This is a genomic window from Nocardia callitridis, assembly GCF_039543305.1.
Classification (GTDB): Bacteria; Actinomycetota; Actinomycetes; order Mycobacteriales; family Mycobacteriaceae; genus Nocardia; species Nocardia callitridis.
In genome coordinates this window covers 1,315,954-1,336,490 of the sequence record NZ_BAABJM010000001.1, presented here as the reverse complement: position 1 = coordinate 1,336,490, position 20,537 = coordinate 1,315,954, and the positions used below count along the sequence as shown (strand labels likewise).

The window sequence follows — 20,537 nt, the reverse complement described above, 5'->3', positions numbered from 1 at the left end:
GGCGACTCGAGAGAACGTGCGCCTCCGGCGGTGGTCCCAGTCCACCGCCGGAGGCCATTCGGGAAATTTCAGAACAGAGTCATCGACTGCGGCGCAGGCGTTGTCGCGGCGGCGCCAGTGCTGGCCGCCGCGGATTCCCTGCGCGGCGCTGCCGGCGGCTTCGCGGTGCTGATCACCGGAATGCTGTCGGTGTCGGCCTCGGTGGCTACCGCCGCCTTACGCGCCGCCTCGCCCGCGAGCGTGTCGGCTTGTTCGTTGAAGTAGTTGCCGACGTGCCCTCTGACCCACCGGAACCGCACGGGCCCTGGTCGGCTCACGATCGCGGTGTCGATCTCACGGATGAGTTCGACATTTTTCACCGCGGCGCCGGTGGTGGTACGCCAGCCATTGGTGCGCCAGCCGTTGATCCACTCCGACGAGCACTTGATCGCGTAGAGCGAGTCGCTCTCGATGAATAGTGGTTCGGTCCCCGGGTGGGCGACGATGGCCTCGAGGACGGCCCGTAGCTCCGCGACCTGATTGGTGCCGGACGCGGCGCCGCCGCTGCGTGCGGAGCCCTGATGATTGACCCAAGCCCAGCCGATGGCGCCGCCAGGATTACGCAGGCAGGACCCGTCGGTGCTCACGATGATCATGCTTGGCACCCTACGCAATCCGACCGACAAGGTCCGTATCGTGGAATTCCGCTATCTCCCTTCGTAATCGGTTTTCGGTCCGTCGCACCGCCCAGGCGACGAACGCGTCCACCGCGGTACCCGGCAATCGACCGGCCCATCCCGCGTGTCGCGGTGGGTAGTCCGCCACGATGGTCATGACCGAACTGTCATGGCCGAGTGGATCGAAGCGCACCGTCAGCGTGCAGTTCGGGCGCCCTCGGAGGGTGTACCCGAGCACGACCCCGCGTCGATAGCTGGTGATTTCGCACGTCACTTTCGGGCGCAGGGGAAGGAGTCCGAACGTGGCGATGAAGCGTGCGCCCGCGCCGTGTTCGAGCGGCCCTTCGGCGTCGAACGCGGTGACGCCGAGTAGCCAATCCGATACTGAAGCAGGGCTTTCCGTGTATTCGAAGGCTATCTCGGGCGGTGCTGCGACATCGTTCGCGTACGTGATCCGACCCATTCGACTCTCCCGATTCGACGGCTGGACTAAAAGTACTACAAACTTCCTTTTTATTGGGCCGAGTGCCTCGCTTGATCTGTCAGCGGTCGATACGATCACCGACCGGTCGGTTGTTCTGGAGCCGTTCCCTCGCACGGGAATTCGCGAATAAGGTCTGGTCGACGTGGTGCGCGCCGAGCAGCGTCGCCGAGGCTCGGCGGCTGCGCGCCGAACACCGCGCACCCCCATGACGTCGTAGCGCGCGGAGTTTCCGTTACGCGGCGGCGCCGGCGTAGGTCGCGGATCGCGTTCGTCGGCTCACGGCTTGTATTGAGCTCGGTCGAACTGTCCCGGAGTGCGTCCTTCGCCCGAAGTACCCGCGAAAGCCTGTGCGATGGTGAGCCATTCGGCCGCGTCGGTGCCGTTCGCGCGCACGGCGAGGTCGTCGGGGTGGCGGCGCTGGGTCACCAGGAGGCAGAAGTCCAGTGCGGGTGCGGTGATTCGCTGGACGGCGTCTTCGGGGCCCCAGGTCCACAACGAGCCATCGGGGGCGGTGAGTTCCACCCGGAATTCTTCGTTCGGCGTGGGCTTTTCACGCACCAGGTACGCGAAATTCCTGGTGCGCACACCGATGTGGGCGACGGTGCGCAGCCGCGAGGTCGGTGTGCGGTGCACGTCGAGCGCGTCGGCCACATCCTGTCCGTGCGCCCAGGTCTCCATCAGCCGTGCGGTGGCCATCGACGCGGCGCTCATCGGCGGACCGAACCAGGGGACTTTGGCGCCCGGTGGTACGGCGCGTAAGGCGCCCGCCAGTGCCGTGCGGCCGTTGTGCCATCGGGTGAGCAGTTCCTCGGGTGCGGCGGTGGCAGCCGCTTCGGCGGCCTCGTCGACGAAGGTCAGCGCCTTGCCGAAGGCGTCGCCGACGATCGAGGTGAAGCGGTCGGCGTCGGTGGCGGCGATGGTGGCGACTTCGTCGGTCCATGCCAGATGGCCGATCTGGTGCGCGATGCTCCAGCCCGGCGCTGGTGTGGGGGTCGCCATTCCCTCGGCGTCCAGTCGCGCGACGAGTCGTTCCAGATCGGCGCATTCGTCGGCGAGTTCGGCGAGTAACGCTTCGAGGTCGGCCATCGGATCCCTTGCACGTCGCGGCAGGTGTTGCGCTGCTGGTCGTCGCTCAGCATCGCAGCGAGTCCGGCAAAATGCAAGCGCGTGTGCTTGTATTTTGGTCGGTTCGAGCCGCTACCAGCCGAAGATGACGAGATGAACGCCCCCGACGAACAAACCGAGCGCCGCACCGTGCAGGTACAACAGCCACGCGTCCTGCTCGACGGAGGCGTAGAACATCTCCATGAACTCCCCCGGCGTCAGGAATCTCAGCTTGCGCGCCGCGAACTCATCGATCGTTTTCGCCTGCTCGGAGGTGAACTCCTCGTCCTCCACCAACGACGGCGCGAGCCCCACCGCGGCACCGGCCGCACCCACCGTGAGATTCTCGAACTGGCGACGCCCCAACGCCGCACGCACCAGCGAGGTGGTTCGCCCGAGCTGACGGTGGATCTCCGCGGAGATCAGGTTTTCCAGCAGCTGCCTGGTCTTGTCGCCGTTGGGCCCGTCCAGCAGCTCGTGCGAGAGATTGGGCAGTGTCAGCACCTGGTAGGCCAGGATGTGTGCGAGATCGGCCGCCGCCTGCGGTTGCCGCTTGGCCAGCAGCGCTTGCTTCCACAGGTACTTGTAGCGCGGTTGCGGATCGCCGGGCTCGAACACCATCTTCACCGCGATCACGTTCACCAGCACGCCGATCAGCGCGCCCGCGAGCAGCACGATCACCCAGCCGGGCAGCCAACCGATCACCGGAATATCGTGGTGCACATGCAGATACAGGGCCAGTAGCAGGCCGAACGGCGCGCCGAGCAGGCCGACACGCACCATGAACCGCAGCTCAGGCGCGGCGATGGTGGTGGTCAGGTCCTTGAGGATGGACGGGTTCTGCCGCAGGTACCTGATCACGAAGCTCTTGATGTCGATGAGCTGGTCGACATTGTCGCCGAGCGACTCGAACGCCCGGCGCGACAGCGCGGGCAGTTCGCGATCCACCCGCTGGTAGATCAGCTGCTTGGCGGCACGCGGTACCGAGCGCCACAGATCGGGGTTGTCGCGTTCCATCAGTTCGTCGACGATCTCGCGCACCTGTCCCCGAGCGAGGACCGCGACGTAGTCGGCGATGCCGTCCAGGTCGAGCTCGTGAATGAAGTCCTTCGGACTGCCGATGCGCATCAGCGCCTTGTCCACGCAGATGCTGGCCATCTTCTCCGCACGCGCGGGGATGAAACCTTGGAATCCCAGCCGCTGACCGTCACCGGAGAATGTCGGCAACACCTGCACGCGCCGGGGAAAATACGGGTACAGCACATCGAGCCCCGGGATTCGGAAGCCACGAAACCGCAGCGGCCAGAACAGCATCAGCACGCCGGTCCAGTTGGTCACCCAGCCCGCGATCGCGCTGAAGATCGGGAACGTGATCAGGTCGACGACGAATTTGGATTGCCCGGTCAGGTCTTCCCAGTCGATGAACACGCCAGCGGCGAGTGACGTCATCGGTGGTTCTCCCTCGGCGGCACCCGGCACAACCACCGGTATGAGCGATCCAGACCCCCACATTCTCCTAGCCCGCCCGCCACTGTCAACGCGGCGGGCGGACGTGTACTACACCGCGGCGTCGGAACTGCCCGACCTGTGATTTTGTTCGATGATGGTGTCGCAGCGGCCACGAATTCCGCAGTGGCCGTTTCGAGGGGTCGACTGTGCCGGTCGTCGTGAGTGGCCTGTTCGTCTGTCCGAGGGGTCAGGCGGCTGCCTGCGACGCGAGGCATACCGGGCGAATCCGGGTGCGGCCGAGAAGGGTCCGCGGCTCTGGCGCCCGGCCGCTGATCACCGTGCGAGCCGGGTTCAGGGGAACGTCACGCCCGTGAGTTCCTCGGAGACGCTCCACAGGCGCTGCTGGATCGCTTCGTCGTGGGAGCGCGTGCTGGAGGTGACCAGCTTCGGGTATCCACGGACCTCACCGAGGCCACGGGGACCGTAGTACTGCCCGCCGACGACAGCCGGATCGGTGGCGGCGCGCAGGGTTGGCAGCGCGCCCATTTCGGCCTTCTGGGTGAGCAGTGGCGCGACCACGCTGAAGAGCCCTCGGAGCGCGGCGGGCATGTTGCGCACGAGTTCGGTGTCGGAAACACCGGGGTGTGCGGCGACCGCGATGGTGGTGTCGTGTGGCGCGAGCCTGCGCTGTAGGGCGTAGGTGAACATCAGGTTGGCGAGTTTGGACTGGCCGTAGGCGGCCACGCGCCGGTAGGAGTGCTTCCACTGCAGGTCGTCGAAGTGAATGTCGGCCAGGATGCGGTGGCCGACGCTGCTGACCGTCACGACGCGGGAACCTGGGACGGGCAGCAGTCGGTCGAGCAGTAGGCCGGTCAGTGCGAAGTGGCCGAGATGGTTGGTGCCGAACTGCAGCTCGAAGCCGTCGGCGGTGGTCTGGCGCGGGGGGTACATCACGCCCGCGTTGTTGATGAGGAGGTCGATGCGCGGGTGTAGGGCGCGCAGATCGGTTGCGGCGGACTGGATCGAGTCCCGCGAGGACAGGTCGAGCGCTTGGACGGTGACGTCGCCGGTGATGCGGGCGGCCGCCTGCTTGCCCTTTTCGATGTTGCGGACGGCCATGACCACCGTCGCCCCCCGTTCGGCGAGCATTCGGGCGGTCTCGAAACCCAGCCCGGTGTTGGCGCCGGTCACGATCGCCACCCGGCCGCTCTGGTCGGGGATGCGCGTGTCGGTCCAGTTGTCGCTCATGACGTACTCCTTGATTAAGAACCACTGGTCTCTTATTGGGTACAACGTAAAAGACCGTCGGTCTTCTGTCAAGGAACCGGTGGTCTTTAAGTTAGGGTGAAGGCGTGAGCTTTCATCGAGCACGCAGCGAGGAGCAGCGTGAGGTCCGTCGCCGAGCGATCCTGGATACGGCGGCGGCGATGCTCGACGAGATGTCGGTGGCCGAGCTGAGCCTCAACGGACTCAGTCGACGCGTGGGCCTGGCCAAGTCGAATGTCCTGCGGTACTTCGAGTCCCGTGAGGCGGTGCTACTCGAACTGCAGGACGTCTTCATGGGGAGCTGGCTGGTCGAACTCGCGGACGAGCTGGCCTCGGAAATCGAGGCGAAGGCGGCGCAGGACGTGCGGGCCGGTCAGCTGGCCGAAGTCCTGAGTCGGTCGCTGGCGCGAGAGGTTGTGCTCTGCGACCTGTTCGGCGCGCAGGGTGGCGTCCTCGAGCGCAACGTCTCGGTGGAGGTGGTCAAGCGATACAAGCGCGCCTACCTCGCGAGGCTCGCGGACATGGCCGATCTCATGTGCCGTCACCTGCCGGAGCTCGGCGAAAACGCACAGCTGTTCTGCCTGATGAGTCTGCTCTCGGCGGGTGCTCTTGCGGCGTACGTCCCGCCGCCGCCCAATCTCGTCGCCGTCTACGCGGACGAGCCCGCCCTCGGCGCGCTCCACATGGAGCTACCGGACGCACTGCGGGTCGCCTTCACCGCATCGCTCGTTGGCGTGCTGCCGCGCGGCTGAAACACCTCCTGTTTCCTGGTGCGGGTTCGCCCTCGGTGAACAGCGTCACCGGGTCGGAACAAAGTGGATGGGGTTGGGGGTTGACTGGGCATCGCTCAACTTTTGGAGGGCCGAAAAGGTGACCACATCTCAGAATCTTCCTGTGCTGTTCCTGACCGATCCGATCGTGCTGCCCGGCATGGTCGTGCCCATCGAGCTGGATGAATCGGCGCAGGCCGCGATCGATGCCGCGCGTGCGGCCAACACCGAGGCTGTGCTGCTGGCTCCCCGACTGACCGAGGGCTACGCGACCTACGGCGTTGTCGCCACGATCGAGCAGGTCGGACGGATGCGCGGTGGTGCGGCCGCCGCGGTACTCAAGGCTGAGCGGCGCGCCAAGATCGGTCACGGCGTTACCGGGCCCGGCGCGGCGCTGTGGGTGGAGGCCGAACCGGTCGAGCTCGGTGAACCCGACGGGCGCACCAGGGAATTGGCCGCGGAGTACAAGCGGCTGATCGTCTCGGTCTTGCAGCGCCGGGAAGCGTGGCAGGTCATCGACGCGGTCAACCAGCTCAGCGACCCGTCCGCGATCGCTGACACCGCGGGCTACGCCCCCTACCTGTCGGCCGAGCAGAAGACCGAACTGCTCGAGACCCCGGACGTGCTGCCACGGCTCACCAAGCTGATCGAGTGGACCAAGGAGCACATCGCCGAGGCCGAGGTCAGCGAGAAGATCAGCGAAGACGTCCGCGAGGGCATGGAGAAGAGCCAGCGCGAATTCCTGCTGCGCCAGCAACTCAATGCCATCCGCAAGGAACTCGGTGAAGGCGAACCCGACGGCGCCGACGACTACCGGACCAGGGTCGAGCAGGCCGACCTGCCCGAATCGGTCCGTACCTCCGCGCTGCGCGAGGTCGACAAGCTGGAACGCTCCAGCGATCAGAGCCCGGAGACCGGCTGGATTCGCACCTGGCTCGATACCGTGCTCGAACTGCCGTGGGCGGTGAAAACCACCGACAACACCGATGTTTCGGGTGCCCGCGCGGTGCTCGACGCCGATCACCACGGCCTGGACGAGGTCAAGGAGCGGATGGTCGAGTACCTCGCGGTGCGCTCGCGCAGGGCCGCACGCGGAATGGAAGTGGTCGGCGGTCGTGGTTCCGGCGCGGTTCTCGTCCTGGTCGGTCCTCCCGGTGTCGGCAAAACCTCGCTCGGTGAGTCCGTGGCAAACGCGCTGGGCCGCAAGTTCGTTCGCGTCGCCCTGGGTGGTGTGCGGGACGAGGCCGAGATCCGCGGTCACCGCCGCACCTATGTGGGTGCGCTGCCCGGCCGGATCGCGCGCGCGATCAAGGAAGCGGGATCGATGAATCCCGTGGTGTTGCTGGACGAGATCGACAAGGTCGGCGCGGATTTCCGTGGCGATCCTGCGGCGGCGCTGCTCGAGGTGCTCGATCCCGCGCAGAACCACACCTTCCGCGATCACTACCTCGATCTGGACCTGGATCTGTCCGACGTGTTGTTCATCGCGACGGCCAATGTCATGGACACCATCCCCGGCCCGCTGCTGGACCGGATGGAACTGATCACCGTCGACGGCTACACCGAGGACGACAAGGTGGGCATCGCCCGCGACTTCCTGGTGCCGAGGCAGTTGGAGCGCAACGCGTTGACCGCCGAGGAAGTCACCGTCACCGACGCGGCCTTGCGGGAGATCGCCGCCGACTACACCAGGGAAGCCGGTGTGCGGCAGCTGGAACGGTTGATCGCGAAGGCGCTGCGTAAGGCGGCGACCAAGCTGTCGGGCCTGGATACGGGCAAACTCAGCGAACTGGGTTACGACCCGGCCTTGGGATACGGCACCGAGTTGGGTTACGACGCTGCGCTGGGATACGAGCCGTTGATCGAGTCCGACACCGCGGCGGGCGGCTCGCTCACGATCGATGTGGACGATCTGAAGTCCTACCTGGGTCGGCCGAGGTTCACCTCCGACGCGGTCGAACGCACCGCGGTGCCCGGTGTGGCGACCGGTCTCGCGGTGACCGGTCTCGGTGGCGACGTCCTCTACATCGAGGCGAATTCCGCCGAGGGTGAGCGTGCGCTGACCCTGACCGGCCAGCTGGGTGATGTGATGAAGGAGTCCGCGCAGATCGCATTGACCTACGTGCGTTCGCATCTCGCGGAGATCGGCATCGAACCGTCGGTGCTCGACCGCAATATCCACGTGCACTTCCCCGCGGGTGCGGTGCCGAAGGACGGTCCTTCCGCTGGCGTCACCATGATCACCGCGTTGGTGTCGTTGGCGCTGGGCAGGCAGGTCCGCGCGGACGTCGGCATGACCGGTGAGGTCACGTTGAACGGTCGGGTGCTGCCGATCGGTGGCGTGAAGCAGAAGCTGCTCGCCGCGCAGCGCGCCGGGCTGAAGACAGTGTTCATCCCGGCCCGCAACGAGCCGGATCTCGATGACGTGCCAGCGGAAGTGTTGGCGGCCTTGGACGTTCGTCCGGTCTCGGATGTGGGCGATATCCTCGCCTACGCCATCGAACCGGTCATCGAACCGGCGGCCGACTACGCGAGGCTCTCGGCCTGACCGATCCGAACAGCGGACCGGACACCTCTCGGTGTCCGGTCCGTTCGGCATCCTGGTCCGGTGGCTCCTGACGACCTGCTCTGGTCGGCGGCATCACCGGTTGCCTAAGGCCCGTCCCCTCATCGATAACGCGTCAACGCGGGATGTCGACCACGCCGCGCACCCACCCCGGCTTGCCGTAGTGCCGTGGCCTGCCGTGGCGCAAACGACTGTTCTACCTCAGTAGACCACCACCACGGTCGCGCTCGACTTCGGCCGGGTCGGCATCGATGACGATCTGGACCGAATTCTGTCCGTGCGGTGACCGTTTCGTGGCGTCAGTGGTTATCCCAGTTCGCGCTCGACGGCGCGGGCATTGCCCTGCGCCACCGCGCAGAGCACCGCCTCGGCGTCGTCGCTTTCGGCATAGATCTGGCAGCCGACCACGGCTTGACGTCGAGTGGAGCCGGTGACGGTCGCGTGCGCGCGCAGCCGTGTTCCGCGCGCGGGCCGCAGGTAGGTGATGGTGAATCCGCCGGTGAGCACATTGGCGCCGAGCAGGCTGCCCGCGGCGAAGGTGATGGCGTTGTCGGCGGCGTAGGACAGCACGCCGCCGTGCACGTAGCCGAATTGCTGTCCGAGTTCGGGTCGAATCGGGATGACGAGTGTTGCTGTACCTTCGGCGAATTCGGTGATCTTCGTGCCGACGTGTTGGGCGAACGGTTGCGCGGCGAGCACTTGTTCGGCGAGGTCCGGGGTGATTTCGGTGGCCATGTGGTCGCGCCTTTCGGGTCTGTCGGTCATGGCGTCTGGATCGGTCGTGGTGTCGAGGCGAGCGCTCGCCATGCGGCGTCGGCGAGTTCGTCGGCGATGTCGAGTGGGCTGGTGGGTATGTCGCCGACGAGCCACTGTCTGCTGTATTCCTGTGCCGGGCCCAACCAGAGGGCGTAGACGACGTCGAGTCCGAGGTCGCGGACCGCGCCGTAGGCGGCGTGGGTGCGCCACCAGCGTGCGACGACGGTAAGGAATTCCCGATTGCCCTGGTTCTCCCGCACCCCCCGCGGTCGCGCGGCGGTGAGAATTCTTGCTCTGTCGCGGTTTTCGGTGACCCAGTGCAGGTGCTCGCGCACACCCGCCGTGATGCCCTGTTCGGCGCCGACGCTGTCGGCGACCGCGTCCCAGAAGTGGTCTTGGTAGTCGGCGAGTGCGTTCGCCCACACCTGGCGGTAGAGGTCGGCCTTGTCGGGAAAGTGGTGGTACAGGGCGCCGACGCTGGCTCCGGCGGCGGAACGGATCTGCGCGAGCGTTGCCTCGAGCGCGCCGTGTTCGGCGAATTCTCGCTCGGCTGCCGCCAGTAACCGATCCCGAATCCGCATAGACAGAATTTAATTCTGTCTGCACCGCACGCGCAATCGAACGACGCAGGTCGGCCCGGGGCCCGTTGTGGACAGCGTACGTTTCGAACCAGGTCGGATAATCCGTAACGCCCGTCGCGTCCGCGCCGGTGCGGGTAAGACGGAGGCATGGCCAGATGGCTGCTGCACGTCGATCTCGACCAGTTCCAGGCGGCGGTGGAGTTTCGCCGCCATCCCGAGCTGCGCGGCCTCCCGGTGATCGTTGGCGGAAACGGCGATCCCACCGAGGCGCGCAAGGTCGTCACCTGCGCGTCCTATCCGGCACGCGCGTTCGGCGTGCGGGCGGGCATGGCGCTGCGCAGCGCGCAGCGCAAGTGTCCGGCGGGTGTATTCCTCCCCCTGGATATGGCCACCTACGAAGAAGCCTCCGACGAAGTGATGGCCGTGCTACGACGCTTCCCCGGTCGGGTCGAGGTGTGGGGGTGGGACGAAGCCTTCCTCGCGGTCGATACCGACGACCCGGAGGGCTTGGCGCGTGCGATTCGCGCGGCGATCGCGGAATTGGCGTTGTCCTGCTCGATCGGCCTCGGCGACAATAAACTCACCGCCAAGTTGGCGACCGGCTTCGCGAAATCCAGCGGTAAGTCCTCGGCCGATCCGATCGAGGGCGCCACCGCCGAGGGCATGTTTCGGCTGACCGCGGCGAACTGGGTGCGCGTCATGGCGCACCGGCCGACGAATGCGTTGTGGGGCATCGGAAATCGCATCGCGGCGCGCCTGGCCGACCTGGGAATAGCGACGGTCGCCGATCTGATGGCCGCCGACCGCGAGCGTCTCGCGGCCGAATTCGGGCCGAGCACCGGGCCGTATCTGTGGGTGCTCGGTCATGGAAAGGGCGACACCGAGGTGCGCACCGAGCCACGAGTCCCGGTGGGCCGCAGTAAATCCGAGACCTTCGCCAACGACCTCACCGAACCCGAGCAGATTCGCGCGCAGGTCGCGAGGCTGGCCACCGAGGTGACCGAGGAGATGGCGGCCGCGAACCGGATCGCCACCAGGGTCTCGGTGACGGTGCGCACCAACACTTTCTATACCCGCAGCAAACAGCAGAAGCTGCCACAGCCCGCCATCGATGTCGCCACGATCGTGGACACCGCATTGGCGGTGATCGAACGCTTCGAATTGACCCGCCCGGTCCGATTACTCGGCGTGCGACTGGACCTGCTCGAGCCCTGACCGGGTCGCGTGGCCGGGATCGAATCTCCTGATCTGCGGGTTCTTCTGCCGGGCACCCCCACTCGTATGCTGATCAGCATGGAGTTCTGGGCGATGGTGGCACACGAATCGGATAGCGGGATCGTCCTCACGCGACAGTTGGTCGACGAGGAATACCTCGGACCCGGCGATGTGACGATCAAGGTGCACTATTCGAGCGCCAACTTCAAAGACGCCCTTGCGATTACGCCGCGGGCCGGGGTGGTTCGCAATTATCCGATAATTCCCGGCATCGATATCGTCGGCGAGGTGGTGTCGGCCGACAACGGCGACCTCTCCCCCGGCGACCTGGTCGTCGCGCACGGCTACGACATCGGTGTCGCGCACAACGGCGGCTACGCCCAGTACGCGAGAGTGCCCGTCGACTGGGTGGTTGCGTTGCACGGTTTGAGCCCGCGCCATGCCGCGGTCATCGGCACGGCCGGTTTCACGGCCGCGCTGAGTGTGCAGGCGTTGCTCGACCGCGGGTTGGTGCCGGAAGACGGTCCGATCCTGGTCACCGGCGCTACCGGTGGGGTGGGCAGCGTGAGTGTCGACATTCTGTCTTCGCTCGGTTTCGAAGTGGTCGCCTCCACCGGCAAGACCGACGCGGATGATTTCCTCACCACCCTCGGCGCCAGCGAGGTGATCGGTCGCCTCCCCGAGGACCCTGACGAGCGGCCGCGCCCGCTCACCAAGTCGAGGTGGGCCGGCGCGGTCGACAGTGTCGGTGGTCGCTCGTTGGCTTACATTCTCAGCGCTACCGGGTACGGCGGCGGGGTCGCGGTGAGTGGTCTCACCGGTGGATCCGAGCTGTCGACCACGGTAATGCCGTTCATTCTGCGTAATGTCGCGCTGCTCGGTATCGACTCGGCGTTCGTGCCGATCGAGCAGCGCCGTGAACTGTGGACGCGGTTGAGTAAAGATCTACGGCCGCAACATCTTTCAAAGCTGGAGCAGCACGCGCCGATCACCGAGGCCGAGAATGTCTTGCGCGCGATCCAAAAAGGTGCGCACTCGGGGCGCACCGTTTTCGGAGTCGCTGGCGAATTCTGAACCGCCGCGACGAGTCACGGGGGTCTGCTATACCGCCACTCTGCTATACCGCCACGGGGTCGGGGTCTTCGTTGAACTGTGTGCGGTAGAGCTGCGCGTACCGCCCTGCTTCGGCGAGCAGCCCGGAGTGCGTGCCGCGTTCGATGATGTGCCCGTCCTCGACGACGAGGATCTGGTCGGCGGCGCGGATGGTGGACAAGCGGTGTGCGATCACCAGCGCGGTGCGACCGGCCAGTGCCTCCGTGAGCGCTTCTTGCACGGCGGCTTCCGAGGTGGAGTCGAGCGAGGCCGTCGCCTCGTCGAGGATCACGACCTTCGGCTGCTTCAGCAGCAAACGCGCGATGGTGAGCCGCTGGCGTTCACCACCCGAGAGTCGATAGCCGCGTTCGCCGACGACGGTGTCCAGCGCATCGGGTAGCGAATCGACCAGATCGTGTAACCGCGCCCGCCGCAACGCGTCCCACAGGTCGGCATCGGAAGCCTCCGGCTGGGCCAGCAGGAGATTGGCTCGGATGGTGTCGTGGAACAGGTGCCCGTCCTGGGTGACCAACCCGACCGTCTCCCGGATCGAACGCATGCTGAGTTCGCGCACGTCGGTGCCATTGAGCCGCACCGCGCCGCCGTCGACGTCGTAGAGCCGCGAGACCAGCTGTGCCACCGTGGATTTCCCCGCACCCGAGGAGCCGACCAGGGCGATGAGTTGACCGGGCTCGGCCCGCAACGAGATCCCGTGCAGCACTTCGGTTCCGCCACGGGTGTCGAGCGTGGCGACATCTTCCAGCGAGGCCAGGGAGACCCGATCGGCCGAGGGGTAGCCGAAGGTGACGTTGTCGAGTTCTACGGCGACCGGGCCTGCTGGCACCTCTTTCGCGTCGGGCGCTTCCTCGATCAACGGCCGCAGGTCGAGCACCTCGAAGACCCGCTCGAAGCTGACCAGCGCCGACATGACCTCCATCCGCGCGGTCGCCAGCGCGGTCAGCGGAGTGTAGAGCCTGGTCAGCAGCAGTGACAGTGAAACAACGGCACCCGCGTCCAGTTGCCCGGTCAGCGCGTACCAGCCGCCGAGCCCGTAGACCAGCGCGACCGCGAGTGCGGAGACCAGGGTCAGCGAGGTGACGAAGACGGTTTGCAGCATCGCCGTGCGCACCCCGATATCGCGCACGCGGCGCGCACGCACCGCGAACTCATCGGATTCCTGGTGCGGGCGGCCGAACAGTTTCACCAGGGTGGCGCCGGGTGCGGAGAACCGCTCGGTCATCTGCGTGCTCATGGCGGCGTTCAATCCGGCCGCGTCGCGCTGCAATTCGGCCAAACGGTTGCCCATCCTGCGGGCTGGCACCACGAACACCGGCAGCAGCAGCAGGGCCAGCAGCGTGATCTGCCAGGAGATGGCGAGCATGACGCCCAGGGTCAGCAGCAGTGTGACGAGGTTGGCCACCACGCCGGACAGTGTGTCGCTGAAGGCGCGCTGCGCCCCGATCACGTCGTTGTTCAACCGGCTGACCAGTGCGCCGGTGCGGGTCCTCGTGAAGAACGCGACCGGCATGCGTTGCACATGGTCGAACACCGCGGTGCGCAGATCGAAGATCAGTCCTTCACCGATACGCGAGGACAGCCACCGGATACCGAGGCCGAGCCCGGCGTCGAGGATCGCGAGCAGCGCGATCAACAGCGCGACCGTCACGACCACGCGCGGCGCCGACCCGCCGATGATGTCGTTGACCACCCGTCCTGCCAGTACCGGCGTCGCGACCGCGAGGAGCGCGGCCACCACGCTCAGCAGTAGGAACATGCCGATCCGCCGCCGGTGTGAACGGGCGAACCCGCCGATGCGCTTGGCGGTGGCCATATTGAACGGGCGCTTTTCCTGCGGCGCGTTCGCTTGGCGGTAGATCTGGCCCCACGCCACGGATTCGATACTCACGTCTTGTCCTCTCGCTCTCGGCTATTCAAGCCGTGACCACCGACAGATTCCCGTGTCCTGCTTACGGGCTCCTCGGCGCGGCGGTAGTGCCGCTGTCGGTCTCGGTTGATCGCCGTGGCCTCCGACGTTAAAACCTGAAGTTAACTTGAGATCAAGTCGCGGAACGGGGGGCGGGCGAATTTCCGCGCACAGCGAAATTCGATGCGCGCACCGTAGATGCCGACGACGCCGGGTCACACCGGCCTAGGCTGGCGAAATGACCGATGACCCGATGGTCGAGGCGCTGGCAGTCCGGATCGAGGGCGTTCTCGACACCTCCGAGCGTCGTCGTGCGGAATACGCCTCGGACGCCTCCAACTATCGCGTCGCGCCGCGGGCGGTGGTCTTCCCGCGCACCGAGGACGATGTCGCGGCGACCCTGGGCTTCGCCGCCGAGAACGGGCTTTCGGTCACCGCGCGCGGTGCGGGGACCTCGGTGGCGGGCAATGCGATCGGGCCGGGTCTCGTCCTGGATTTCAGCAGGCACATGAACCGGATTCTCGACATCGACGGCGCGGCGGGCACCGCGCGGGTGCAGCCGGGTGTCGTCCTGTCGCGGCTACAGCGTGCCGCGGGTCGGCACGGGATGCGGTTCGGTCCCGACCCTTCCACGCAGAACCGTTGCACACTCGGCGGGATGATCGGCAACAATGCCTGCGGCCCGCACGCGGTGGCCTGGGGTCGCACCGGCGACACCGTACGCGAGCTGCGAATTCTGGACGGCACGGGCGTCGAGCGCGTCCTCGCCGATGGGCTGGCGCCCATCCCGGGAATGCCCGAATTCACCACGGCGAACCTGGCGGTGCTGCGTACCGACCTCGGTCGATTCCATCGCCAGGCCTCGGGGTACGCGCTGGAACATCTGCTGCCGGAGCGGGGGTCGGCATTGGCGAAGTCGTTCGTCGGCACCGAGGGCACTTGCGGGCTGCTGTTGGAGGCGGCGGTGGATCTCGTGGCGTTGCCGAAGGCGACGGTGCTCACGGTGCTCGGCTACCCCGACATGGCGAGCGCGGCCGACGACGTGACCGCGGTGATGGCCAGCGCGCCGATCGCGGTCGAGGGCATCGACGCGCGGCTTGTCGATGTGGTGCGTGCCCATCACGGTGTGGTGCCCGAGCTGCCGCGTGGCGCCGGGTGGCTGTTCGTGGAGACCCAGGGCGTCGATGCGGCCGAGGCGGTGTGGGTCGCCGAGCAGCTGGTCCGCGCGACGGATGCGGTGGATTCTCGGATCGTCACCAATCCGGTCGCCGCCGCGGCACTCTGGCGAATCCGGGCCGACGGCGCCGGTCTTGCCGGGCGCACCGCCGACGGTCGTCCCGCGTGGCCGGGCTGGGAGGACGCGGCCGTGCCCCCGCAACGGCTCGGCGACTATCTGCGTGATTTCGGCGAGTTGACCCGCGACCACGGCGTCGAGGGTTTGCTGTACGGACACATCGGCGACGGCTGCATCCATGTGCGACTGGATCTCCCGATCGCCGACGCGCCACGCCGGTTCCGTGCCTTTCTGTACGATGCCGCCGAATTGGTTGTGCGCCACGACGGTTCGCTGTCGGGGGAACATGGGGATGGTCGCGCGCGCTCGGAGTTGTTGTCGGTCATGTACTCCCGCGAAGTCCTCGAGGTATTCGCCGGTTACAAGGCATTGTTCGACCCCAACGGCGTGCTGAATCCCGGAGTGGCCGTCGACCCGCGTCCGGTGGATGCCGATCTGCGCCTGGTCGGCCTGCCACGGGTGCGGCCCGAGGGCGGATTCGCATTCGCCGAGGACAGCGGCGATTTCGGTGTCGCGGTGCATCGGTGCGTCGGTGTCGGGAAGTGCCGCGCCGATACCTCGGCGACGGGTGGCTTCATGTGCCCGTCCTATCTGGCCACCGCGGACGAGAAGGACAGCACGCGTGGCAGGGCGAGGGTGCTGCAGGAGGCGGCGCGCGGCGCGCTCGACTTCTCTTCCGACGCGCTCGCCGAATCGTTGGATCTGTGCCTGTCGTGCAAGGCGTGTCGTTCGGATTGTCCGGCGGGCGTCGACGTGGCGACCTACAAGGCCGAGGCACTGCACCGGCGCTATCGGCGGCGCCCGCGTCCGATCGATCATTACTCGCTGGGCTGGTTGCCCCGCTGGCTGGCCGTGGCTTCCCGGATGCCTCGGGTGGCGAACGCGCTCGCCGGTATCGCGCCGCTGCGTCGAATCGGGTTGCGCGCGGCGGGAATCGATCCGCGCCGTCCGGTGCCCGCGCTGGCTCGTCGCCGATTCCGGCGGATCTGGCGCGATCTGGACGCCGCTGGCCCGGGTCAGGAACCCGAGGATCGGTCACGGACGGTGGTGCTGTGGGTCGACACCTTCACCGACACCTTCGATCCGGAGATCGCTGTCGCGGCGGTGCGGCTGCTGACCTCGTTGGGGTACCTGGTGCGGATCACCGAGCGCCGCGTATGTTGTGGGCTCACCTGGATCAGCACGGGCCAGCTCGACGGCGCTCGCGCCCAATTGCGGCGCACCGTCGAGGAATTGGACGAGTACGTTCGCGGCGGCTCCGTGGTGCTCGGGCTGGAACCCTCGTGCACCGCCGTGCTGCGCGGCGATCTCCCCGAGCTCCTTCCCGACGACCCGAGGGCAGCGGCCACCGCCCGTGCGGTACGCACGCTCGCGGAGTTCTTGGCCGAGCAACCGAATTGGCGTCCGCCCGAGTCGGTAACACGTCGAGTTGTTGTTCAGCCGCATTGTCATCAGCACGCGGTGCTGGGCTTCGATGCCGATCGCCAGTTATTCGCCAGAATGGCAGATTCCGTGACAGAGGTCACGGGGTGTTGCGGTCTCGCCGGAAATTTCGGTATGCAATCCGGCCATTACGACATTTCGGTATCGGTGGCCGAGAATGGCATCCTGCCCGCGTTGCGGGCGGCCGAGGACGACGCGGTGCTGCTCGCCGACGGCTTCTCCTGCCGCACCCAGGCCGCGCAGCTCGCCGGGCGGCGCGGCCTGCACCTAGCGCAATTTCTCGCGGGACAGCGCGGGTTTCCCACGTGAGGTATGCGCCGGGTGGGTCAGGCGCTCAGCTGCCGAAGGGCAGGGTGCCGGGCGGAATCTGGTAGCCCGAGCTACCGGCCGCGACGCCACCCCATGCGCTGAGGATCAGGTTGAGCAGATTGGTAATCATCGAAAACCTCCGTGTAGCGACTGCCCGTCATTTGCCGAACGGAATCGATATCGCAGCCGCCATTTTTGGCGTTACACACCATACGCCCGGAGTTATTCAGAAATCGTATTATCGAATGCGAATAGTGGGTAGCTGGAGGCGAGCTCGGCCGCCACCGGGGCGCAGGGCACAATGTGGGGCGATGAGCGAAGTGATGGTCGAGTCGGGGGCTGGCCGTGCCGGTTCGACGCGGACCGTCACGACGAGTCGACCGATCGATCTGGCCGTCACCCTCGCGCCGCTGAGCCGTGGCCCTGGCGATCCCTGTCATCGGCTGACCGCCGACGGCGCGCAGTGGCACGCCTCGCGGATGCCGAGCGGCCCCGTCACCTTCCGACTGTGCCAAGTCGACAGCCATGTCATCGAGGCGTCCGCGTGGGGAGCGGGTACGGCGGAATTTCTCGACGGGCTCGCACGCATGTTGTGTATCGAGGAGGACATCTCGGACTTCGTCCCCGAGCACCCCAAGCTCCGCGAGGCGCACCGCCGCTGTCCTGGCTTGCGGATGCTGCGCACGGGGCTGGTGCTCGAGGCGCTGGTCCCCGCTGTGCTCGAACAGAAGGTGCACACCGTGTCGGCGCGCGCGTCCTGGCGAAAGCTGGTGCGACAGTTCGGTACTCGTGCGCCGGGGCCGGCACCGGAGGGCCTGCTCGTCGCGCCCGACGCCGAAACCTGGCGACGTGTTCCCTCGTGGACTTTCCATCGCGCGAATGTCGGACCGCAACGGGCGCAGACCATTGTGCGCGCCGCGCGAGCGGCGGCGGCATTGGAACGTTGCGCGGATCTGGCACCCGCGGAGGCGGCCCGCAGGCTGCGGTCGATCCCCGGCATCGGGGTGTGGACCGTGGCGGAGACCGCACAGCGTGCCTTCGGTGACGCGGACGCGCTTTCGGTGGGCGATTTCCATCTCGCCGACGTCGTGGGCTGGACGCTACTCGGCCACCCGATGACCGACGAGGAAATGATCGACTATCTGGAACCGTTGCGCCCGCATCGATATCGGGCCGTGCGACTGCTGGAGATCAGCGGGTACGCGGGCAAACCGAAATTCGGTCCGCGCACCCCACTGACCGACCACTCGTGGCACTGATTGGATATCGCCGCGACCCGACCAGGGTCGCTCAGCAACGAAGTGCGCGCTGATCCAGCACGCACCGACCTGAGTCGACCAGGGTCGCCCTGGCACGGCGCCGCACGCGGCACCGATCGACGGTGCAGTCGAGGTGCAATTGCATGGCGGCGTGAGCCTGGTCGACGGTCATCGGGCCCGGATCGGCCCCGCAGGTCAGTAGAGCGGTGATACGTGTATTGCGCTGTCCCATCTGCATTACGCGGCCTCCGTTCGGTCGGTGCGATCCTGCGGCGCGGTGCGCTGGTGCGCACCGCGCCGCAGTAGTAGCTCCTCGACCTGTTCGTTCGACGGCGTGAGGTCTGCTGCCGGATGGGGGGTGTGGTCGCTGGTTCTCAACGACGACACATGTACAACCATGACTCCTCGTTCCTGCGTGTGCGACTCTTACTGAACAGCCGGAGGTTTCGCGGCATCAGCGGCTTCGCGCGACCAGACGTCTCGCGCGATCACGCTTCGCGACCTCAGGCATACTTCCAGCACACCATCGGGGGATGTCTGAGACAACCTACTTCGAACAGATCCAGGAAATTCGCGCGAATACCCAGCATCACATCCGGCTGGGAGGGGAGGATTCCCCATAGTGGACGAAAGAGCCCGCTGCCCAAGCGAAGTGACCGGGGAACCGAGCTTGCTGTTTTCTCCCGGCCGCCCCTGGGTGGTAACGGAACACAGAACGGAGCGTGCTGTGTCAGAAAGTTCGGCAAGAGCGTCAGCGAGACCGGCGGCGACGTCGGCGAGAGTTGCCAGCAAACCGTCCGGTATTGATTCCACCTCCTCGACCCTGCCGCGCAGGCAACTCGGCAGGTATCTGCGTGATTGGCGCACCCAGGCAGGCTTGACCATCGCCGAGGCCTCCCGGTTGATGGAGTGGGGCGCAAGTACTTTGCAACGGTTGGAGAAGGGCCAGGCCGACCGTATCCGCACCATCGACATCCAGGAGTTGTGTCGCATCTACGGGATACCCGCAGAACTGGCGGACGGGTTGAAGGGTCTCGCCCAGCAGGTTCCCGCCATGAGCTGGTGGCACTCCTACGACAGCGGCGGCGGCATTCCGGCGAACTTCGACGTGTACTCGGGTCTCGAGGCCAGCGCGCAGCGGATCGCCTCCTACCAGAGCGAAGCGCTCGGCGGTCTTCTCCAGACCACGGAGTACGCCATGGCGGTGAATCGCCTTGGTTACCCGGATGATTCGGAGGCGCAACTCGAGCGCAGGGTCGGCCTACGGATGCAACGCCAGGTGATGCTCACCAAGAAGGTGTCGCCGGTGCTGCTCGACGTGGTGTTGCACGAGTCGGTGCTGCGCCGTGTGGTGGGTGGCGCGAAAGTGATGTCGGCGCAGCTACGACATCTCGCGGACTTCGGTACCCGCGATAATGTTTCGCTGCGTATCCTGCCGTTTGCCGCCGGGGTGCCGCTCGGGGTATCGACGGGTCCTTTCACCGTTCTGGAGTTCGGGACCGACAGCAAGGGGCACCCGATCGAACCGTCGGTGGTGTACGCGGAGGGGCTCAGCGGGGAGCTCTACCTCGAAAGACGCACGGACGTCCGTCGTTACGATCGGGCGCACGAGTCGCTACGCGACTGCGCGTTGGACGCGCAGGCGAGCAGGCAGCTGCTGCGCGCGGTGGCGAAGGAGTTCATCACTCAGTGAAGGAGACAACTTGAGCATCAACGGTGGCGCGAACGTCGATCTGAGCGCGGCGATCTGGCGTAAGGCCGCAGACGGCGCGCAGAACGACAGCGTCGAGGTGGCCTTGCTGGCCGACGGACATGTCGGCCTGCGCAACGGCAAGGATCCCGAGGGGCCGGTGCTCGTCTTTACGCCGGGAGAATGGGCGGCGTTCACCGCCGGTGTGCAGGACGGCGAGTTCGATCGTCCTGCTTGATTCGTGCGCGAGCCCGTTCGCCGATCCGTCGGGCGGGCACGCACGTACTGCCCACGGCGTCGGCGCGTGCGTATCTGTCAAAAGCCCAGGTCGTGGGAATCGTGTGACTCGGGGTGGATAGTTAGGTCACGAAACGACGCATTTTCCGCAACGAATCCGCGTTTGCCGCCGTTGTTTACGGGTAGACCACATCTTGTGGACAGTGGGCTGAAGAGTTCCCATTCCCGGTACCGAAAATTGCGTCCCGGGGATTGGGTGGAATGGCTGATCGTCGCACTGCTTTTCGCGGTGTCGGGGGTGGGTGTGTTCATTCTGACCGGCTCGATAGCGTCGTCGCTATTCGTCGGTGTGCTGGTGTTGGTGGTGGCCATCGGGGTCGTCGCGATGCTGTGACGACGTGTCGCTGTCTCGGTCGAGACTCGCCATGATTCCCCGAGATAC

The 20,537-nt window shown here is 66.5% G+C and carries 18 protein-coding genes; 9 read left to right on the top strand and 9 right to left on the bottom strand.

The genetic code is table 11. From position 1 onward, the window contains the following. Nucleotides 1–68: 68 nt before the first annotated feature. From ABEA50_RS05710 to ABEA50_RS05690, 5 genes are all read right to left on the bottom strand, one after another. Nucleotides 69–635 carry a ribonuclease H family protein gene (locus tag ABEA50_RS05710; protein ID WP_345493960.1) on the bottom strand — a complete coding sequence of 189 codons (567 nt, stop codon included), beginning with the start codon at nucleotides 633–635 and terminating at the stop codon, nucleotides 69–71. 10 nt (nucleotides 636–645) lie between these two features. Further along, nucleotides 646–1,119, bottom strand: a complete 474-nt coding sequence (locus ABEA50_RS05705; RefSeq protein WP_345493958.1) for an SRPBCC family protein — start codon at nucleotides 1,117–1,119, stop codon at nucleotides 646–648. 297 nt (nucleotides 1,120–1,416) lie between these two features. After that, the gene (locus ABEA50_RS05700; protein ID WP_345493957.1) at nucleotides 1,417–2,226 is read right to left on the bottom strand and encodes a TIGR03084 family metal-binding protein; all 810 of its coding nucleotides are present in this window, start codon (nucleotides 2,224–2,226) and stop codon (nucleotides 1,417–1,419) included. Nucleotides 2,227–2,337: 111 nt separating this feature from the next. Next, nucleotides 2,338–3,693 (bottom strand): hypothetical protein, encoded by a 1,356-nt coding sequence (locus ABEA50_RS05695; protein ID WP_345493956.1) that lies wholly within the window; start codon nucleotides 3,691–3,693, stop codon nucleotides 2,338–2,340. A 351-nt stretch (nucleotides 3,694–4,044) separates the two neighbouring features. Then, nucleotides 4,045–4,941, bottom strand: coding sequence for an SDR family NAD(P)-dependent oxidoreductase (locus ABEA50_RS05690; RefSeq protein ID WP_345493955.1), 897 nt, complete (start codon nucleotides 4,939–4,941; stop codon nucleotides 4,045–4,047). 104 nt (nucleotides 4,942–5,045) lie between these two features. Here ABEA50_RS05690 and ABEA50_RS05685 point away from each other — a divergent pair, with 104 nt between their 5' ends. After that, a complete protein-coding gene (locus ABEA50_RS05685; RefSeq protein ID WP_345493954.1) occupies nucleotides 5,046–5,711 on the top strand; it encodes a TetR/AcrR family transcriptional regulator in 666 nt (221 codons plus the stop codon). Nucleotides 5,712–5,853: 142 nt separating this feature from the next. After that, nucleotides 5,854–8,277, top strand: a complete 2,424-nt coding sequence (gene lon, locus ABEA50_RS05680) for an endopeptidase La (protein WP_425577568.1) — start codon at nucleotides 5,854–5,856, stop codon at nucleotides 8,275–8,277. Nucleotides 8,278–8,601: 324 nt separating this feature from the next. On the opposite strand, the gene ABEA50_RS05675 is transcribed toward lon, so the two are convergent. Next, nucleotides 8,602–9,030, bottom strand: coding sequence for a PaaI family thioesterase (locus ABEA50_RS05675; RefSeq protein WP_345493952.1), 429 nt, complete (start codon nucleotides 9,028–9,030; stop codon nucleotides 8,602–8,604). Between the two features lie 26 nt (nucleotides 9,031–9,056). Then, on the bottom strand, nucleotides 9,057–9,632 hold the full coding sequence (locus ABEA50_RS05670; RefSeq protein ID WP_345493951.1) for a TetR/AcrR family transcriptional regulator: 576 nt from the start codon (nucleotides 9,630–9,632) through the stop codon (nucleotides 9,057–9,059). Between the two features lie 147 nt (nucleotides 9,633–9,779). On the opposite strand from ABEA50_RS05670, the gene ABEA50_RS05665 reads away from it, so the two are divergent. Both ABEA50_RS05665 and ABEA50_RS05660 read left to right on the top strand, forming a co-directional pair. Further along, nucleotides 9,780–10,847, top strand: coding sequence for a DNA polymerase IV (locus ABEA50_RS05665; protein ID WP_345493949.1), 1,068 nt, complete (start codon nucleotides 9,780–9,782; stop codon nucleotides 10,845–10,847). Between the two features lie 78 nt (nucleotides 10,848–10,925). After that, on the top strand, nucleotides 10,926–11,921 hold the full coding sequence (locus tag ABEA50_RS05660; RefSeq protein ID WP_345493948.1) for an oxidoreductase: 996 nt from the start codon (nucleotides 10,926–10,928) through the stop codon (nucleotides 11,919–11,921). Between the two features lie 43 nt (nucleotides 11,922–11,964). On the opposite strand, the gene ABEA50_RS05655 is transcribed toward ABEA50_RS05660, so the two are convergent. Then, nucleotides 11,965–13,845 carry an ABC transporter ATP-binding protein gene (locus tag ABEA50_RS05655; protein WP_345493947.1) on the bottom strand — a complete coding sequence of 627 codons (1,881 nt, stop codon included), beginning with the start codon at nucleotides 13,843–13,845 and terminating at the stop codon, nucleotides 11,965–11,967. Between the two features lie 256 nt (nucleotides 13,846–14,101). Between ABEA50_RS05655 and ABEA50_RS05650 the strand changes: the two genes are divergently transcribed. Then, nucleotides 14,102–16,909 carry an FAD-binding and (Fe-S)-binding domain-containing protein gene (locus ABEA50_RS05650; protein WP_345493946.1) on the top strand — a complete coding sequence of 936 codons (2,808 nt, stop codon included), beginning with the start codon at nucleotides 14,102–14,104 and terminating at the stop codon, nucleotides 16,907–16,909. 311 nt (nucleotides 16,910–17,220) lie between these two features. Beyond that, the gene (locus ABEA50_RS05645) at nucleotides 17,221–18,168 is read left to right on the top strand and encodes a DNA-3-methyladenine glycosylase family protein (RefSeq protein WP_345493945.1); all 948 of its coding nucleotides are present in this window, start codon (nucleotides 17,221–17,223) and stop codon (nucleotides 18,166–18,168) included. Between the two features lie 237 nt (nucleotides 18,169–18,405). Here the strand turns inward: ABEA50_RS05645 and ABEA50_RS05640 are convergent, their stop codons facing one another. Then, complete coding sequence (locus ABEA50_RS05640; protein WP_345493944.1) at nucleotides 18,406–18,567, bottom strand: hypothetical protein; 162 nt, start codon at nucleotides 18,565–18,567, stop codon at nucleotides 18,406–18,408. Nucleotides 18,568–18,895: 328 nt separating this feature from the next. Between ABEA50_RS05640 and ABEA50_RS05635 the strand changes: the two genes are divergently transcribed. The 3 genes from ABEA50_RS05635 to ABEA50_RS05625 all read left to right on the top strand — a co-directional run bounded on the left by ABEA50_RS05635 (nucleotide 18,896) and on the right by ABEA50_RS05625 (nucleotide 20,489). Further along, entirely contained in the window at nucleotides 18,896–19,861 is a 966-nt protein-coding gene (locus ABEA50_RS05635) for a helix-turn-helix domain-containing protein (RefSeq protein WP_425577534.1), read from the top strand. A 10-nt stretch (nucleotides 19,862–19,871) separates the two neighbouring features. Then, nucleotides 19,872–20,096 carry a DUF397 domain-containing protein gene (locus ABEA50_RS05630; RefSeq protein ID WP_345493942.1) on the top strand — a complete coding sequence of 75 codons (225 nt, stop codon included), beginning with the start codon at nucleotides 19,872–19,874 and terminating at the stop codon, nucleotides 20,094–20,096. Between the two features lie 195 nt (nucleotides 20,097–20,291). Then, nucleotides 20,292–20,489, top strand: a complete 198-nt coding sequence (locus ABEA50_RS05625) for a hypothetical protein (protein ID WP_345493941.1) — start codon at nucleotides 20,292–20,294, stop codon at nucleotides 20,487–20,489. Nucleotides 20,490–20,537 lie beyond the last annotated feature (48 nt).

Excerpts from the sequence above, each read along its gene's own strand:
- ABEA50_RS05695 (WP_345493956.1), bottom strand. The coding sequence starts at position 3,693 with ATGACGTCACTCGCCGCTGGCGTGTTCATCGACTGGGAAGACCTGACC.
- ABEA50_RS05670 (WP_345493951.1), bottom strand. The coding sequence starts at position 9,632 with ATGCGGATTCGGGATCGGTTACTGGCGGCAGCCGAGCGAGAATTCGCC.
- ABEA50_RS05640 (WP_345493944.1), bottom strand. The coding sequence starts at position 18,567 with ATGGTTGTACATGTGTCGTCGTTGAGAACCAGCGACCACACCCCCCAT.
- ABEA50_RS05650 (WP_345493946.1), top strand. The coding sequence starts at position 14,102 with ATGACCGATGACCCGATGGTCGAGGCGCTGGCAGTCCGGATCGAGGGC.
- ABEA50_RS05665 (WP_345493949.1), top strand. The coding sequence starts at position 9,780 with ATGGCCAGATGGCTGCTGCACGTCGATCTCGACCAGTTCCAGGCGGCG.
- ABEA50_RS05660 (WP_345493948.1), top strand. The coding sequence starts at position 10,926 with ATGGAGTTCTGGGCGATGGTGGCACACGAATCGGATAGCGGGATCGTC.
- ABEA50_RS05705 (WP_345493958.1), bottom strand. The coding sequence starts at position 1,119 with ATGGGTCGGATCACGTACGCGAACGATGTCGCAGCACCGCCCGAGATA.
- ABEA50_RS05710 (WP_345493960.1), bottom strand. The coding sequence starts at position 635 with ATGATCATCGTGAGCACCGACGGGTCCTGCCTGCGTAATCCTGGCGGC.
- ABEA50_RS05690 (WP_345493955.1), bottom strand. The coding sequence starts at position 4,941 with ATGAGCGACAACTGGACCGACACGCGCATCCCCGACCAGAGCGGCCGG.
- ABEA50_RS05645 (WP_345493945.1), top strand. The coding sequence starts at position 17,221 with ATGAGCGAAGTGATGGTCGAGTCGGGGGCTGGCCGTGCCGGTTCGACG.
- ABEA50_RS05700 (WP_345493957.1), bottom strand. The coding sequence starts at position 2,226 with ATGGCCGACCTCGAAGCGTTACTCGCCGAACTCGCCGACGAATGCGCC.
- ABEA50_RS05675 (WP_345493952.1), bottom strand. The coding sequence starts at position 9,030 with ATGGCCACCGAAATCACCCCGGACCTCGCCGAACAAGTGCTCGCCGCG.